The 15,444-nt window shown below is 46.2% G+C and carries 13 protein-coding genes; 2 read left to right on the top strand and 11 right to left on the bottom strand.

The window, feature by feature from the left end; all coding sequences use genetic code 11:
* The 8 genes from sucD to sdhC all read right to left on the bottom strand — a co-directional run bounded on the left by sucD (nucleotide 1) and on the right by sdhC (nucleotide 9,626).
* Nucleotides 1–873, bottom strand: coding sequence for a succinate--CoA ligase subunit alpha (gene sucD / locus RH89_RS06965; protein WP_004400579.1), 873 nt, complete (start codon nucleotides 871–873; stop codon nucleotides 1–3).
* The gene (gene sucC, locus RH89_RS06960) at nucleotides 873–2,039 is read right to left on the bottom strand and encodes an ADP-forming succinate--CoA ligase subunit beta (RefSeq protein ID WP_004400577.1); all 1,167 of its coding nucleotides are present in this window, start codon (nucleotides 2,037–2,039) and stop codon (nucleotides 873–875) included. The genes sucD and sucC overlap by 1 nt, the downstream gene beginning before the upstream one ends.
* A 208-nt stretch (nucleotides 2,040–2,247) precedes the next feature.
* Complete coding sequence (gene odhB / locus RH89_RS06955) at nucleotides 2,248–3,456, bottom strand: 2-oxoglutarate dehydrogenase complex dihydrolipoyllysine-residue succinyltransferase (protein ID WP_004400575.1); 1,209 nt, start codon at nucleotides 3,454–3,456, stop codon at nucleotides 2,248–2,250.
* A 28-nt stretch (nucleotides 3,457–3,484) separates the two neighbouring features.
* Nucleotides 3,485–6,292, bottom strand: coding sequence for a 2-oxoglutarate dehydrogenase E1 component (gene sucA, locus RH89_RS06950; RefSeq protein ID WP_004400574.1), 2,808 nt, complete (start codon nucleotides 6,290–6,292; stop codon nucleotides 3,485–3,487).
* Between the two features lie 107 nt (nucleotides 6,293–6,399).
* Entirely contained in the window at nucleotides 6,400–7,113 is a 714-nt protein-coding gene (locus tag RH89_RS06945) for a succinate dehydrogenase iron-sulfur subunit (protein ID WP_004400572.1), read from the bottom strand.
* A 15-nt stretch (nucleotides 7,114–7,128) separates the two neighbouring features.
* Nucleotides 7,129–8,895, bottom strand: coding sequence for a succinate dehydrogenase flavoprotein subunit (sdhA, locus tag RH89_RS06940; RefSeq protein ID WP_004400570.1), 1,767 nt, complete (start codon nucleotides 8,893–8,895; stop codon nucleotides 7,129–7,131).
* Nucleotides 8,896–9,240, bottom strand: coding sequence for a succinate dehydrogenase, hydrophobic membrane anchor protein (gene sdhD, locus RH89_RS06935; protein WP_004400569.1), 345 nt, complete (start codon nucleotides 9,238–9,240; stop codon nucleotides 8,896–8,898).
* The gene (sdhC, locus tag RH89_RS06930; protein WP_004400567.1) at nucleotides 9,234–9,626 is read right to left on the bottom strand and encodes a succinate dehydrogenase cytochrome b556 subunit; all 393 of its coding nucleotides are present in this window, start codon (nucleotides 9,624–9,626) and stop codon (nucleotides 9,234–9,236) included. Before sdhC ends, sdhD begins: the two co-directional genes overlap by 7 nt.
* Nucleotides 9,627–10,021: 395 nt before the next feature.
* On the opposite strand from sdhC, the gene RH89_RS06925 reads away from it, so the two are divergent.
* On the top strand, nucleotides 10,022–11,311 hold the full coding sequence (locus RH89_RS06925; RefSeq protein ID WP_004400564.1) for a citrate synthase: 1,290 nt from the start codon (nucleotides 10,022–10,024) through the stop codon (nucleotides 11,309–11,311).
* A gap of 99 nt (nucleotides 11,312–11,410) precedes the next feature.
* Here RH89_RS06925 and RH89_RS06920 read toward each other — a convergent pair whose 3' ends face one another.
* Nucleotides 11,411–12,169, bottom strand: coding sequence for a Nif3-like dinuclear metal center hexameric protein (locus RH89_RS06920; protein WP_004400563.1), 759 nt, complete (start codon nucleotides 12,167–12,169; stop codon nucleotides 11,411–11,413).
* A gap of 79 nt (nucleotides 12,170–12,248) precedes the next feature.
* Between RH89_RS06920 and RH89_RS06915 the strand changes: the two genes are divergently transcribed.
* Nucleotides 12,249–13,013, top strand: coding sequence for a DUF1853 family protein (locus RH89_RS06915; protein ID WP_004400561.1), 765 nt, complete (start codon nucleotides 12,249–12,251; stop codon nucleotides 13,011–13,013).
* Between the two features lie 80 nt (nucleotides 13,014–13,093).
* Here RH89_RS06915 and pgm read toward each other — a convergent pair whose 3' ends face one another.
* Together pgm and seqA are read right to left on the bottom strand one after the other, a co-directional pair.
* On the bottom strand, nucleotides 13,094–14,740 hold the full coding sequence (pgm, locus tag RH89_RS06910) for a phosphoglucomutase (alpha-D-glucose-1,6-bisphosphate-dependent) (RefSeq protein ID WP_004400560.1): 1,647 nt from the start codon (nucleotides 14,738–14,740) through the stop codon (nucleotides 13,094–13,096).
* Between the two features lie 91 nt (nucleotides 14,741–14,831).
* Complete coding sequence (gene seqA, locus RH89_RS06905; RefSeq protein ID WP_004400558.1) at nucleotides 14,832–15,365, bottom strand: replication initiation negative regulator SeqA; 534 nt, start codon at nucleotides 15,363–15,365, stop codon at nucleotides 14,832–14,834.
* Between the last annotated feature and the right edge of the window lie 79 nt (nucleotides 15,366–15,444).

Raw genomic sequence — 15,444 nt, 5'->3', positions numbered from 1 at the left:
TTACCAGCCAGTCACTTCGCGAAGTGCTTTGCCGATTTCAGCCAGAGACTTAGTCGTCTTCACGCCTGCCGCTTCAAGAGCTGCAAACTTGTCTTCCGCTGTACCTTTACCACCAGAGATGATTGCACCTGCGTGACCCATACGCTTACCAGGAGGCGCTGTAACACCTGCAATGTAAGAAACTACTGGCTTAGTGACGTTTTCTTTGATGAACGCTGCTGCTTCTTCTTCAGCTGTACCACCAATCTCACCAATCATAACGATCGCTTCAGTTTCTGGATCTTCCTGGAACAACTTCAGAATATCGATGAAGTTAGAACCTGGGATTGGGTCACCACCAATACCAACACACGTTGATTGACCGAAGCCTTCATCGGTTGTTTGCTTAACTGCTTCGTAAGTTAGCGTACCTGAACGTGATACGATGCCCACTTTACCTTTCTTGTGAATGTGACCAGGCATGATACCAATCTTACATTCGTCAGGAGTGATAACACCCGGGCAGTTAGGACCGATCATGCGAACGCCAGTTTCTTCTAGCTTCACTTTCACATCGATCATGTCAGTAGTTGGAATGCCTTCAGTGATGGTCACGATTAGCTCGATACCTGCATCGATAGCTTCCAGAATCGCATCTTTACAGAAAGGTGCTGGTACGTAGATAACCGTTGCTGTTGCGCCAGTCGCTTCGACAGCTTCACGCACAGTGTTAAATACTGGAAGACCAAGGTGAGTTTGACCACCTTTACCCGGAGAAACACCGCCAACCATTTGCGTGCCATAAGCGATTGCTTGCTCAGAGTGGAACGTACCCTGACCACCAGTGAAACCTTGGCAGATTACTTTGGTGTCTTTATTAATTAGTACAGACATTATTTGCCCTCCACAGCAGCAACAACTTTCTGAGCAGCGTCAGTTAACGACTCAGCAGCAATGATATCAACATCAGAATTTGCAAGTACTTCACGACCTAGGTCAGCGTTAGTACCTTCAAGACGAACAACTACAGGTACGCTTACACCTACCTCTTTAACCGCACCGATAATACCTTCAGCGATCATGTCACAGCGAACAATACCACCGAAGATGTTTACCAATACCGCTTTCACGTTGTCATCAGACAAGATGATCTTGAATGCTTCTGCCACGCGTTCTTTTGTCGCACCGCCACCTACATCTAGGAAGTTAGCTGGCTTACCACCGTGCAAATTTACGATGTCCATCGTACCCATAGCCAGACCAGCACCGTTAACCATACAACCAACGTTGCCGTCTAGTGCTACGTAGTTCAGTTCCCACTGAGCTGCATGTGCTTCACGCTCATCTTCTTGAGATGGATCGTGCATTTCACGAAGCTTTGGCTGACGGTACATTGCGTTAGAATCAATGTTGATTTTGCCGTCAAGACACAGAAGGTCGCCTTCACCAGTCACTACTAGAGGGTTGATTTCCAGAAGCGCTAGGTCGTGCTTAGAGAACATAGAACCAAGACCCATGAAGATCTTAGTGAACTGTTTGATTTGGTTACCTTCAAGACCAAGTTTGAAAGCAAGCTCGCGACCTTGGTATGCTTGAGGACCTACAAGTGGATCGATAGCAGCTTTGTGAATCAACTCTGGCGTTTCTTCCGCTACTTTCTCGATTTCAACACCACCTTCAGTGGATGCCATGAATACGATTTTACGAGTCGCACGGTCTACAACCGCACCCAGGTAAAGTTCGTTAGCAATGTTAGACGCTTCTTCAACCAAAATCTTAGTAACTGGCTGACCGTTAGCATCTGTTTGGTATGTCACTAGGTTTTTACCTAGCCACTTTTGCGCAAATTCTTTTACGCCATCTTTTGTATCGTGCAGTTCAACACCGCCCGCTTTACCACGTCCACCAGCGTGAACCTGACACTTTACAACTTTCTTCTCAGTACTGATGCGACCTGCAGCTTCGAAAGCTTCCTGAGGTGTGTCACATGCGTAGCCTTCCGGCACAGGCAAACCGAATTCTGCAAACAGCTGTTTGGCTTGGTATTCATGCAAATTCATTGTGTTATTCCGTTTGTTTATCCCTTAGGGGATTTATTATTTCCATAACGCCGTCTATTAAACGGACGTCTGTAGGGTCTTCTCAAATAAATCTCGCTGTGCACTCAAGGCAAACGAGATTCAAGTGAAGGCCAGACAGTTGAGCCAGTCTAGCCTTGAAAACTAATACACGTCTAGCAACCGGAGGTCACTAGACGTTTTAGCGATATTAAACGTCTAACAGCAGACGTGCTGGATCTTCTAGCAACTCTTTAATTGTTACTAGGAAACCAACCGACTCACGACCATCAATCAGACGGTGATCGTAAGACAGCGCTAGATACATCATAGGCAAGATTTCAACTTTGCCATCCACTGCCATTGGACGTTCCTGGATTTTGTGCATACCAAGAATAGCAGATTGAGGCGGGTTGATGATTGGCGTAGACATAAGAGAACCAAACACACCACCGTTTGTGATAGTGAAGTTGCCACCCATTAATTCGTCAACTGTCAGCTTGCCATCACGACCTTTCACGGCCAGTTCTTTGATGCCTTTTTCAATTTCAGCAAAACCTAGCGTGTCACAGTCTTTCAGTACCGGAGTAACTAGACCACGAGGAGTCGATACTGCCATGCTGATATCGAAGTAGTTGTGGTAAACAATATCATCACCGTCGATAGACGCGTTCACTTCAGGGAAACGCTTCAGAGCTTCAGTTACTGCTTTCACATAGAAAGACATGAAGCCTAGGCGAGTACCGTGGCGCTCTTCGAACTGATCTTTGTACTGCTTACGAAGATCCATGATTGGTTTCATGTTAACTTCGTTAAACGTAGTCAGCATTGCTGTACTGTTCTTCGCTTCAAGCAGACGATTTGCCACCGTTTTACGCAGACGCGTCATAGGTACACGTTTTTGCGTACGAGCTGCTGCAGGCACTTCAACCTCTGGCTGTGCCGCTGCTGCCGGAGCAGATTTCGCTGCTGCCAGATGCGCATCAACATCTTCACGAGTGATACGACCACCAACACCTGTGCCCTTCACTTGGCTAGCTTCAAGATTGTGCTCAGCCAGAAGGCGACGAACCGCAGGGCTAAGTGCATCGTTAGATTCTTCGGTTAGTGAAGCCTTGTGACGTTTGTCAGGCGATGCTTCCGTACCGTCTGTGCTATCCGCTGTTGGCTCACCGGCAACAGCACCAGGTTTTAGTTTACCGATGATTTGACGACCAAGAACTGTCGCACCTTCTTCTTCAACAATAGCCTCAAGAACACCCGCTTCAGGAGCCGGTACTTCAAGTACTACTTTATCTGTTTCAATATCAACAATGACTTCGTCACGCTCAACAGCTTCACCAGGTTTTTTGTGCCACGTTGCAACCGTCGCATCAGCTACAGATTCAGGTAAGTCTGGAACCAGAATTTCAATTGTCATATCTGTTTCGTCCTTTTTCTTCTAGTTCTTAATCTAGGGTAAGTGCGTCGTTCACCAACGCTTTTTGTTGTTTCATGTGTACGGACATATAGCCTACTGCCGGTGATGCCGACGCCGGGCGACCTGCATATTTCAGATCAGCTCCTGCCGGAATCGCGGCACGGAAGTTGTGCTGGCTTGAATACCAGGCACCCTGGTTTTGAGGCTCTTCCTGACACCACACGAAGTCTTCAACGTACTTGTATTGAGAAATCGCAGCTTGTACTTCTTCCAGAGGGAACGGGTAAAGCTGTTCAATACGAACGATTGCAACATCGTCTTGCTCATTGTTGCGGCGTTGTTCCAGCAAATCGTAGTAAACCTTGCCCGAACAGAATACGACACGTTTCACTCTTGTCGGATTCAGTTTGTCAATTTCACCGATTGCAGCCTGGAATGTGCCTTCTGCCAGCTCTTCGAGTGTAGAAGTACACAGAGGATGACGCAGTAGCGACTTAGGTGACATAACCACCAATGGACGACGCATCGGACGCACAACCTGACGGCGAATCATGTGGTAAACCTGTGCGGGTGTAGATGGAACAACAACCTGCATATTTTGTTCAGCACACAACTGAAGGTAACGCTCTAGACGTGCAGAGGAGTGTTCAGGTCCTTGCCCTTCATAACCGTGTGGCAGAAGCATAGTCAAGCCACATAGACGCGCCCATTTCTGCTCACCAGAAGAAATGAACTGGTCGATTACAACCTGAGCACCGTTAGCGAAATCACCGAACTGCGCTTCCCAAAGAGTCAAACCGCCCGGCTCTGCTGTCGCGTAGCCATATTCAAAGGCAAGAACCGCCTCTTCAGATAGTACTGAGTCGAATACCTGGAAAGGACCTTGCTTATCGTGAATGTTCGCAAGAGGCACATAAGTGCTGGCATCGTTTTGGTTGTGCAACACAGAATGACGGTGGAAGAACGTACCACGACCTGAATCCTGACCGGAGATACGAATGCGCTTACCATCATCTACCAAGGTTGCGTATGCCAAGGTTTCTGCCATACCCCAGTCCAAGGCTTTCTCGCCATTGATCATGGACGTACGGTCATTGTATAGCTTGTTAACACGGCTATGCAGCTTGTGGCTTTCCGGGAACTGGCACAAACGCTGACCCAGCTCTGTAAGACGCTTGATATCAAACGTAGAGTCCCAATCTGTATCCCAGTCGTGACCGATATACGGAGACCAGTCCACAGAATGCAACGCCATCGGACGCCACTCTTTCACCACGACTTCACCGTGGTCAAGTGCATCACGGTATTCATTAATTTGAAGTGTTGCTGTTTCAATGTCTAACTCGCCACGCTCAATCAGCACATCAGCGTAAAGCTTACGCGGTGTTGGGTGCTTCTTGATTTTCTGATACATCAGCGGCTGAGTTGCATTCGGTTCATCTGCTTCGTTGTGACCATGACGGCGATAACAAACCAGATCAATCACAACATCACGTTTGAACGTGTTGCGGTAATCCACTGCAAGACGAGACACAAAAGCGACTGCTTCTGGGTCATCAGCATTCACGTGGAAAATTGGTGCCTGTACCATCTTCGCGATGTCTGTACAGTACATTGTGGATCGCGTATCGCGTGGGTTAGACGTTGTGAAACCAACCTGGTTGTTCACAACGATACGTACCGTACCGCCCACACAGAAACCACGAGCCTGAGACATGTTAAATGTCTCCTGCACCACACCTTGCCCAGCAATCGCTGAGTCACCATGAATGGTGATAGGCAGAACGCTACTGCCGTCTTTGTCGCCCAAACGATCCTGACGAGCACGTACAGAACCGATAACCACAGGGTTAACAATTTCAAGGTGAGATGGGTTGAACGCCAGCGCAAGGTGAACATCACCGCCTGGAGTTGCGAAATCAGCTGAGAAACCTTGGTGATACTTAACGTCACCGGTACCCCAAGTTTCATCGTGTTTGCCAGCAAACTCGTCGAACAAATCTTGAGGCTTCTTACCAAGAACGTTAACCAACATGTTCAGACGACCACGGTGGGCCATTCCGATTACCACTTCTCGAATGCCTTGAGAGCCCGCTGCACGAATAATTTCTTTCGTCATCGGAATCATGGCGTCACCACCTTCAAGGGAGAAACGCTTCGCACCAGGGAATTTCGCCCCTAGATAACGCTCAAGACCTTCAGCAGCAGTCAGTTCATGTAGGAATGTTTGCTTTTCTTCTGAACTGAAACTCGCTTGACCGGATACAGATTCCAGACGTTGTTGGATCCAACGTTTTTGCTCTGTATTGGTCATGTGCATGTATTCAGCACCGATAGAACCGCAGTAAGTTTGTTGTAGGGCTTTGTGAAGGTCTCTCAGAACCATGGTTTCTTGCCCAATAGCAAAAGAACCTACGTTGAAAGTTTCATCAAAATCATCTTCGGTAAGAGTATGGAAATCAGGATTCAGTTCAGCGACTGTATCTCGTTTCCAAAGACCTAGGGGGTCGAGGTTGGCAGCTTCATGACCGCGGAAGCGGTAAGCATTGATAAGCTGTAGTACTTTTACTTGTTTAGCATCGACATCAGGATCACTAACTTGGACATTGTAATGCTTTGTCTCTTTCGCTAATCGACGGAAGTAATCACGGACACGAGAATGCGGTTGTTCTGCCGCGTCAGATTGCTTGGGCAATCCTTCAAAAACTCGTTTCCACTCCTCACTTACCAGGTCGGGGTCACTAAGATACAGTTCGTAGAGTTCTTCTACATAAGTTGCATTGGCGCCAGCCAAGTGTGAAGACTCGAGCCATGCCTTCATCACGCCGTTGTGCATATTTTCCCTTAACCAGTAGTTTTCACGTTCGCTTCGGTCTTATGCCGAGCTATTAATAAAGCCGACCCTGGTACATTGCGCAACTTGGGTCGGCAATTTTTATTCAATTAAACCGAGCGGTTCAATAGCATGGTCTTAATATGACCGATTGCCTTCGTAGGATTTAATCCCTTAGGACAAACACTTACACAATTCATGATGCCATGGCAACGAAAAACGCTAAAAGCATCGTCAAGATTAGATAAACGTTCATCTGTAGCGGTATCGCGGCTATCAATCAGCCAACGATAAGCTGCAAGCAAGCCTGCCGGTCCAATGAATTTATCCGGGTTCCACCAGAATGACGGGCACGAAGTTGTGCAACATGCGCACATAATACATTCATACAGACCGTCCAGATGTGCGCGATCTTCCGGAGCCTGAAGATTTTCTCGCGCTGGCGGTAAGTTGCCGTCTGAAATCAAGAACGGCTTCACTTTCGCGTAGTTGTCATAGAACTGGGTCATATCAACAATCAAGTCACGAACAACTGGCAACCCCGGAAGCGGTCGGATAACAATCTTGTCTTTGCCAGACAGCGCCGACATCGGTGTAATACACGCCAGACCATTCTTACCGTTCATGTTCAAACCATCAGAACCACAAACACCTTCACGGCATGAGCGTCTGAAAGCGATTGACGGATCTTGCTCTTTCAGCAGAATAAGAGCATCCAGAACCATCATGTCTGAACCATCTTCCACTTCAAGGACATAGTCCTTCATGTAAGGCTTTTTGTCTGTATCCGGATTGTAGCGGTAAAGAGAGAAATTAAGTTTCATAGTATGTACCTCCCTTTAGTATGTACGTGCTTTCGGCGGAAATGCTTCACGATGAACTGGTGTCATGTTCACATCACGCTTAGTCATTGCTTCAGAATCCGGATTGTAGATGGAGTGGCATAGCCAGTTTTCATCATCACGGTCTGGGAAGTCAAAACGAGCATGCGCACCACGACTCTCTGTACGATAGTTTGCAGCTACCGCTGTCGAGAATGCAGTTTCCATCAGGTTGTCCAGTTCAAGACACTCGATTCGCTCTGTGTTGAATTCTGTTGACTTGTCAGCCAGGTGAGCATCCTTCAGGCGCTCACGAATAACTTTAAGCTCTTCAAGCCCTGTTGCCATTGCTTCACCTTCACGGAATACCGAGAAGCTGTTTTGCATGCATCTTTGCAGGTCTTTACGGATTTGAGCAGGATCTTCACCGCCGGTGCTGTTTTCCCAACGCATAGTACGAGACAGAGATGCTTCGATGTCAGAATCTGTTGCTGGGCGCGCTTCGGCTTGTGCTTCCAGAGTTTCACCAAGGTGAAGACCTGTTGCACGTCCGAATACCACTAAGTCGAGTAGCGAGTTACCACCCAGACGGTTAGCACCGTGTACCGATACAGATGCGATTTCGCCACAAGCAAACAAACCTTGGACTTCAACATCAGTGCCGTCGGCATTTTGTTTAAGCGCTTGACCAGATACCTGAGTCGGAACACCACCCATCATGTAGTGACAGGTTGGGATAACTGGAATTGGTTCTTTCACAGGATCGACGTGAGCAAAGGTACGAGAAAGCTCACAAATACCCGGCAGACGAGATTCCAGAACTTCTTGACCAAGGTGATCCATCTTCAGCTTGATGTGTGGACCCCATGGACCATCACAACCACGACCTTCACGGATTTCGATCATCATCGAACGAGCAACAACGTCACGGCCCGCAAGGTCCTTCGCGTTAGGAGCATAACGCTCCATGAAGCGCTCGCCATCTTTATTGAGAAGGTAACCACCTTCACCACGACAACCTTCGGTTACCAGCACACCCGCGCCTGCGATACCAGTCGGGTGGAACTGCCACATTTCCATGTCTTGCATTGGAACACCAGCACGCAATGCCATACCAACGCCATCACCCGTGTTGATGTGAGCGTTAGTTGTCGATGCGTAGATTCGGCCGGCACCACCAGTCGCAAGCACAGTCGCTTTCGACTTGAAGTAGCACATTTCGCCCGTTTCCATACAAATTGCTGTACAGCCAAGAATTGCACCATCTTGGTTTTTCACTAAATCAAGGGCATACCACTCAGAGAAGATGGTGGTTTTGTGTTTGATATTTTGCTGATAAAGCGTGTGAAGCAGTGCATGCCCGGTACGGTCAGCAGCAGCAGCAGTACGTGCCGCCTGCTCACCACCGAACTCTTTAGACTGTCCACCAAACGGACGCTGGTAGATGCTGCCGTTTTCAAAGCGAGAAAATGGTAAGCCCATTTTTTCAAGCTCGATAACAGATTCAGGACCGGTTTTACACATGTACTCGATCGCATTCTGGTCACCGATGTAATCAGAGCCTTTAACGGTGTCGTACATGTGCCACTGCCAGTTATCTTTATGGGAGTTGCCAAGTGCTACCGTAATACCGCCTTGAGCTGAAACAGTATGTGAGCGAGTAGGAAATACTTTAGAAAGCAGAGCACAAGACAGCCCCTGCTCAGAAATTTGTAGAGCAGCGCGCATGCCCGCGCCACCTGCGCCGATTACAACGGCATCGAATTCACGAACTGGAATAGTCACTTACGCACCCCACAATACAAACAAACCAGAGAAGAAATAGGCGATTAGAACGGCAATAATTGCGACTTGTAATACACCACGTAACATTATGTGTTTAATGTAGTCTGTTAATACTTGCCACAAGCCAATCCACGCGTGCACAAGCACACAGACTAATGCAAGCATAGTAAAGACTTTGGTAAAGGTGCCGCCAAAAAATGCCGTCCATGACATGTAAGTGATTTCATTGAAGGCACAAAAGCCAACAATGTAGATGGTGTAAAGCGTAAGGATGATCGCACTGGCGCGGATCAGTAGAAAGTCGTGAACGCCATTGCGCCCCAACGAGGAAACATGTTTTACCATACCAAAACCCCTGCTAGTAGAGACAATACTACTGTTACGGCAAATGAGACTTTTGCGCTCACTGCGCCAGTATCTAACTCTTCAAAATACCCCATATCCATGAATAAATGGCGAATACCGCCTACTATGTGATATGCGAGTGCAGTTAGAATGCCCCAAAGGATAAAAGAGACGATAAAGCTGTCTACTATGTCAGCGGCTTTAGCGAATCCTAGTGGGGAAGAGAGGGATATGGATAGTAACCAAATTAAAATTCCAATTGCTACAAACGTAATAACACCTGAAATTCGATGCAGGATGGATGCGATTGCAGAAATCGGAAAGTGGACTGTCTGTAAATCTAGATTAACAGGTCTTGACTTTCTTTCTTTCACGGGCTTGCTCACTCAGCTCCTTAGAGCATTTATAGTTATAAACCAAATTTTAGTAGGAACCCTACAAAAATTAACATTTATTTAACTTATTTCGCCCAATATTGGCGAGATAAATGTAAATGAATTGTTATCTTTTTCTTTTTTATTATAGGCCAATATTTGTTTCTAGCCTTGAATTTATAAGGATTCCACAAAAATTTTCAGCGCCACTATACGGGCGGTAACATATTAATACAATTGACGTAACAAATAATGCTACACAGAACAGATTTTTAACTTTTTTCATATGAAAAATCAAAACGAGTGCACACAAAAAGGGAGAAAAATTGACTTTACTTTAGATACTCAGTAAAAAAACGGCACACAAAATATCCTGGATGGATTAATAATAAACAAAGGAGAATGTTATGGCAGATAAGAAAGCGACCCTTCACATCGAAGGTAAAGCGCCAATCGAGCTGCCGATTATGGAGGGTACAGTTGGACCTGAAGTAATCGATGTTCGTAAACTCGGAGCCAATGGTTACTTTACTTTTGACCCCGGTTTTCTTGCCACTGCATCTTGTGAATCCCAAATCACTTATATTGACGGTGCGAAAGGCATCCTTCTTCACAGAGGATTCCCTATCGACCAACTTGCCAATAACGCAGATTACCTGGAAGTATGTTACATCCTACTGTATGGCGAAGCCCCAGATCGTAAGCAATATGAACAATTCAAAGAGACCGTAACGCGTCACACCATGGTCCATGAGCAAATCGCAAGTTTCTTCCACGGTTTCCGCCGTGATGCTCACCCAATGGCTGTTATGTGTGGTGTGGTTGGTGCATTAGCTGCCTTCTACCACGACTCTCTAGACATCAACAACGACGAACACCGTGAGATCGCAGCCTACCGTCTGCTTTCTAAAATGCCGACTCTGGCAGCAATGTGTTACAAGTACTCCATCGGTCAACCATTCATCTACCCTCGTAATGAATTGAGCTATGCAGAAAACTTCCTACACATGATGTTCGCAAACCCATGTGAGGAGTACAACGTTAACCCTGTTGTTGCTCGCGCAATGGACAAGATCTTTACGTTGCACGCAGACCACGAACAAAACGCTTCAACGTCTACGGTTCGTCTGTCTGGTTCTTCTGGTGCAAACCCATTCGCATGTATCGCAGCGGGTATCGCCTCTCTATGGGGTCCTGCACACGGTGGTGCAAACGAAGCTTGTTTACGTATGCTTGAAGAGATCGGCAGTGTTGACAACATCCCTGAATACATCGAACGTGCGAAAGACAAAGAAGACCCGTTCCGTCTTATGGGCTTCGGTCACCGCGTTTACAAAAACTACGACCCACGTGCAACAGTAATGCGCGAAGCATGTCACGAAGTACTAGAGGAATTGAACATCCAGGATCCTCTACTCGACGTGGCAATGGAGCTTGAGCGTATTGCGTTGTCTGACGAGTACTTCGTAGAGAAGAAACTGTACCCGAACGTAGACTTCTACTCAGGTATTATCCTGAAAGCGATTGGTATCCCAATCTCTATGTTCACAGTAATCTTCGCGATGTCTCGTACCATTGGTTGGATTGCTCACTGGAATGAAATGCACAGTGATCCAAACAACCGAATTGGTCGTCCACGCCAGCTATACACTGGTCAGAAATCACGCGACTTCCAACCTCTTCACGAAAGAGAGTGATGATCAATATTCTGACTATTGGTTACTGAGTAGTAAAAAGGTCGAAGCATTCGCTTCGACCTTTTTCTATGCGTTTAATCTAAAAATTGTAGCTTTCGACTAAACCGGGTTATCGATATCAATAAAGGTCACGTCAAAGCCATGCTCTGCTTCCAGCCATTCGCCAAGTGCCTTAACACCATAACGCTCCGTTGCATGGTGACCTGCTGAAAAGTAATGGATGTCCTGTTCACGAGCCGAATACGTAGTGCGCTCTGAAATTTCACCGGAAATAAAAGCATCCAAACCTTTTGCCGCTGCAAGCTCGATGAAATCCTGACCGCCACCAGTACACCAACCCACAGTTTCAATCAATTTGTCACTATTTTCCGGAGCAATATGAAGTGGAGTTCGATTCAAAGCAGTTTCGATTCTCTTGGCAAATTCAACACCCGAAACGGGTTTAACAAGCTTGCCATACATAGAAACCGACTGAGGGTGCCCTTCCAAGCCACCATCAATTTCAATATCCAGCAACTCAGCCAGCTTAGCGTTGTTACCAAGTTCCGGGTGAATATCCAGAGGTAAGTGGTAACCATAGAGATTAATGTCGGCTTTAATCAGACTGCGAATTCGCTTGCCTTTCATTCCCTTGATAGGTTCTGGCTCACCTTTCCAAAAGTAACCATGGTGTACCAACAGAGCATCTGCGTTAAGCTCGATCGCTTTTTCAATTAGGGCTTGAGATGCCGTAACCCCTGTCACGATACGCTGAACTTCGGGCTTACCCTCTACCTGCATACCATTTGGGCTGTAATCTTTAATCAGTTGTGGCGACAGCTTGTCATTGAGGATCGACTCGAGCTGAAAGTTATTCATCATGCGTATCCGTGTTATCTCTTTTAGCGCGTTTATAACAATTTAAAGGTAGAATGTCGAAACCAAATGGAGAATTTCAATGCAATCAAAACAAGAACTAAATAAACTTTTGAAATGGGTCATACAAACCCCCGCTCTGTTTAAGCAGGCTGATCCTATTGTTGAAATTCCCCCTTTTTCAGCCTCAATCACGAAAAATATTGAAGAATATGAAGGAAATGCTCGATTAGGCTTTGTTTATCAATACCTTTGCCAGCAGCTTTTTGAAAATAACCCACAGTACTTAGTCAAAGATGAGGAAATTCAGCTAAACCAAAATGGTAGAACTCTCGGCGCGATAGACTTCATCATTCAAAACCAGCTTAAAGACGAAATCGAACACTGGGAAGTAGCGATCAAGTTCTACCTTTTCCACAACGGGCTGTGGTTTGGTCCTAACGCAAAAGACCGGCTGGATATTAAGTTAGAGCACATGCTCACGCATCAGCTAAAAATGTCATCCTCTGAAGCTTTCAAATGTCAATTTCCTCAATCGCAACACCTTCAGGAACGTTTGCTTATGCAGGGCAGGCTTTACATCAATCCATTTTTAGATAATGAAGTACCCACTCACTGTTGTGAGAAAGAAATCAATAAAGAACGTATAAAAGGCTACTGGTGTTATGAGAATCAAAAACACCGCATTGAAGAGCCATTGTATGTATTAGAAAAGAAAAACTGGATAACGGGCAGAACGAGCACTTCTTCATTGCTTGAAGAAGAGACGAATATTGGAAAGTTCATTCATTGCCAATCTGAAAGTGGACAATACTGGTTTATCGTGAATCAAGGTTGGCCAAACTAGTCATTCGGCGGGCGAAAGAGTAAGGACAAAAGGTAAAAAGGCGGCAAGCGCCGCCTTTATCCACTAAAAACCGTTAGGCATTAAAAACCGGCATTCTTGAACACCTGATTAACGATTTCCTGAGCTTCTGCTTCAATAGCTTTCAAATGTTCTTCACCTTTGAAGCTCTCACAGTAAATCTTATAGATGTCTTCTGTGCCAGACGGACGAGCAGCAAACCAACCATTCGCTGTGGTCACTTTAAGGCCGCCGATTGCCGCGCCATTGCCTGGAGCATGTGTCAGGCGCGCCGTGATTTCGTCACCTGCCAATGTCGTTGCCGATACCATTTCAGGAGAAAGCTTCTTAAGCACATCTTTCTGTTCACTGTTTGCGACAGCCTGAATACGGTTGTATTTTGATTCGCCGTGCTTGGCAGCCAGTTCTTCGTAATATTCCTGAGGATTTTTACCCGTCACGGCTGTAATTTCTGCCGCCAACAGACACAAAATAATGCCGTCTTTATCCGTTGACCATGGTGTGCCGTCTTTACGAAGGAAGGAAGCACCTGCGCTCTCTTCACCACCGAAGCCAAACTGACCAGAATACAAGCCATCTACGAACCATTTGAAACCAACCGGAACTTCACAAAGCTCACGACCAAGATCAGCCACAACACGGTCAATCAGCGCACTGGATACCAGAGTCTTCCCAACCGCTACGTTTTTGTTCCATCCTTCACGGTGACGGTAAAGGTAATCGATACATACCGCCAGGAAATGGTTAGGGTTCATGAGCCCTTTTGGCGTCACAATACCATGGCGGTCGTAATCCGGGTCGTTACCAAACGCCAGATCATAATCGTCTTTTAGTGCCAATAGGCTTGCCATGGCGTAAGGCGAAGAACAGTCCATTCGAATCACACCGTCTTTGTCCAATGACATAAACTGGAAAGACGGATTGATGGATTCACTGACCAAAGTAAGGTCAAGTTGATATGTTTTAGCGATTTGACGCCAGTAATCGATGCCTGAACCACCCAGTGGATCCACACCAATATTCAAGTTGGCTTTTTGAATCGCCTCGATATCAATCACATTCACTAAGTCATCAATGTAAGGTTTTACCAGATCAACTTGCTTGAATAATTCGGACTCTTTTGCCTGAGTGATTGGTGTGCGCTTCACACCTTGCAAGCCTTCTGAGATCAGAACATTGGCTCTGTCTTCAATCGCCTGAGTCAACTCAGCTTCAGCCGGACCACCATGAGGCGGATTGTACTTGATACCACCGTCTTGTGGCGGGTTATGCGAAGGCGTAATTACAATGCCGTCTGCTTTCGCATCATGCGTTTGATTGTAAGTCAGAATTGCATGGGAGATACCAGGAGTTGGAGTAAAGCCATTATCTTCCTGAACAATCACTTCTACACCATTTGCAATCAGCACTTCTACAACGCTTGTAAAAGCGGGCTCTGACAATGCATGTGTGTCTTTACCTAAAAACAGAGGACCAGTAACGCCCTGCTCTTTACGCACTTCTGCCACAGCCTGAGCAATAGCTAAGATATGGTGCTCATTGAAGGTGTGTTTGTCAGACGTGCCACGATGACCGGACGTTCCAAACTGAACGCGATGTGCATCATTAGAAGATTCTGGTTGAAGTAAGAAGTAATTAGCAACTAACGAAGGGATGTTATGCAAATCTTCTTGCAAGGCTTGCTGCCCCGCTCGAGGATGGATAGCCATTTTTATTTCCTTATTTATTTACTTACCCATAAAAAAACAAACCTCATAATAACGATTCAATATGTCATTATGAGGTTCGAATCAGGTGCTTTTAAATTGCGTTACACACCTTTTCAATTAAATCGCCCTGGAAGCCCATGCGCGTCATTAATTGATCCACCATTTGGCGTTTCCGGTTGGTATTATTGTTCGTGATTACCCAGAAAGGTGTGTTAGGAATCTGACGTGGTTTCGTTGTTTTACCGCTGGCTAACAGAGTGTCTTCATTATCAGCGAAGTAAACACGTGTGCGACCTTTTACTTGAGTCGCCTCTGCAAATTTATCGTTGTGAACACTGTGAAGAGTCGACAATACCAGCATAAAACGATCAATGGCTTTGTCTTTGCCTGCAAACTCGTCAGAAATCAATAAAGAGCGAAGCACTTTTACGCCATCAATAGCGGTGTCCTTACCTGCGTCCTTACTTACGACGATACCATTCACTGCTGGAGCGGGAGGCTCAACAACTGGCTTTTGTTCGCCCATTAACAATCGACGAAGAATGTCTGATGCACTCTCTCCGATGTGTTGTGTTTGGCTGGCTATGTAACGGTATAGATCCTCATCAACCTCTATTGTTTTCATTCGCTTTTCACAATCTCTATGTTTAAACTCTGTGTGATTATAACCAGTTCTGCCATGATACTCTACGGCAAACCCAACA

Origin of the sequence: Vibrio nigripulchritudo ATCC 27043, assembly GCF_000222685.1 — a bacterium.
Classification (GTDB): Bacteria; Pseudomonadota; Gammaproteobacteria; order Enterobacterales; family Vibrionaceae; genus Vibrio; species Vibrio nigripulchritudo.
Note: the sequence above shows the minus strand (reverse complement) of the source record. Positions and strands in the feature narration are given on the sequence as shown.

Excerpts from the sequence above, each read along its gene's own strand:
- sucC (WP_004400577.1), bottom strand. The coding sequence starts at position 2,039 with ATGAATTTGCATGAATACCAAGCCAAACAGCTGTTTGCAGAATTCGGT.
- RH89_RS06925 (WP_004400564.1), top strand. The coding sequence starts at position 10,022 with ATGGCAGATAAGAAAGCGACCCTTCACATCGAAGGTAAAGCGCCAATC.
- RH89_RS06945 (WP_004400572.1), bottom strand. The coding sequence starts at position 7,113 with ATGAAACTTAATTTCTCTCTTTACCGCTACAATCCGGATACAGACAAA.
- sucA (WP_004400574.1), bottom strand. The coding sequence starts at position 6,292 with ATGCACAACGGCGTGATGAAGGCATGGCTCGAGTCTTCACACTTGGCT.
- sucD (WP_004400579.1), bottom strand. The coding sequence starts at position 873 with ATGTCTGTACTAATTAATAAAGACACCAAAGTAATCTGCCAAGGTTTC.
- RH89_RS06915 (WP_004400561.1), top strand. The coding sequence starts at position 12,249 with ATGCAATCAAAACAAGAACTAAATAAACTTTTGAAATGGGTCATACAA.
- seqA (WP_004400558.1), bottom strand. The coding sequence starts at position 15,365 with ATGAAAACAATAGAGGTTGATGAGGATCTATACCGTTACATAGCCAGC.
- sdhD (WP_004400569.1), bottom strand. The coding sequence starts at position 9,240 with ATGGTAAAACATGTTTCCTCGTTGGGGCGCAATGGCGTTCACGACTTT.
- pgm (WP_004400560.1), bottom strand. The coding sequence starts at position 14,740 with ATGGCTATCCATCCTCGAGCGGGGCAGCAAGCCTTGCAAGAAGATTTG.
- RH89_RS06920 (WP_004400563.1), bottom strand. The coding sequence starts at position 12,169 with ATGAATAACTTTCAGCTCGAGTCGATCCTCAATGACAAGCTGTCGCCA.
- odhB (WP_004400575.1), bottom strand. The coding sequence starts at position 3,456 with ATGACAATTGAAATTCTGGTTCCAGACTTACCTGAATCTGTAGCTGAT.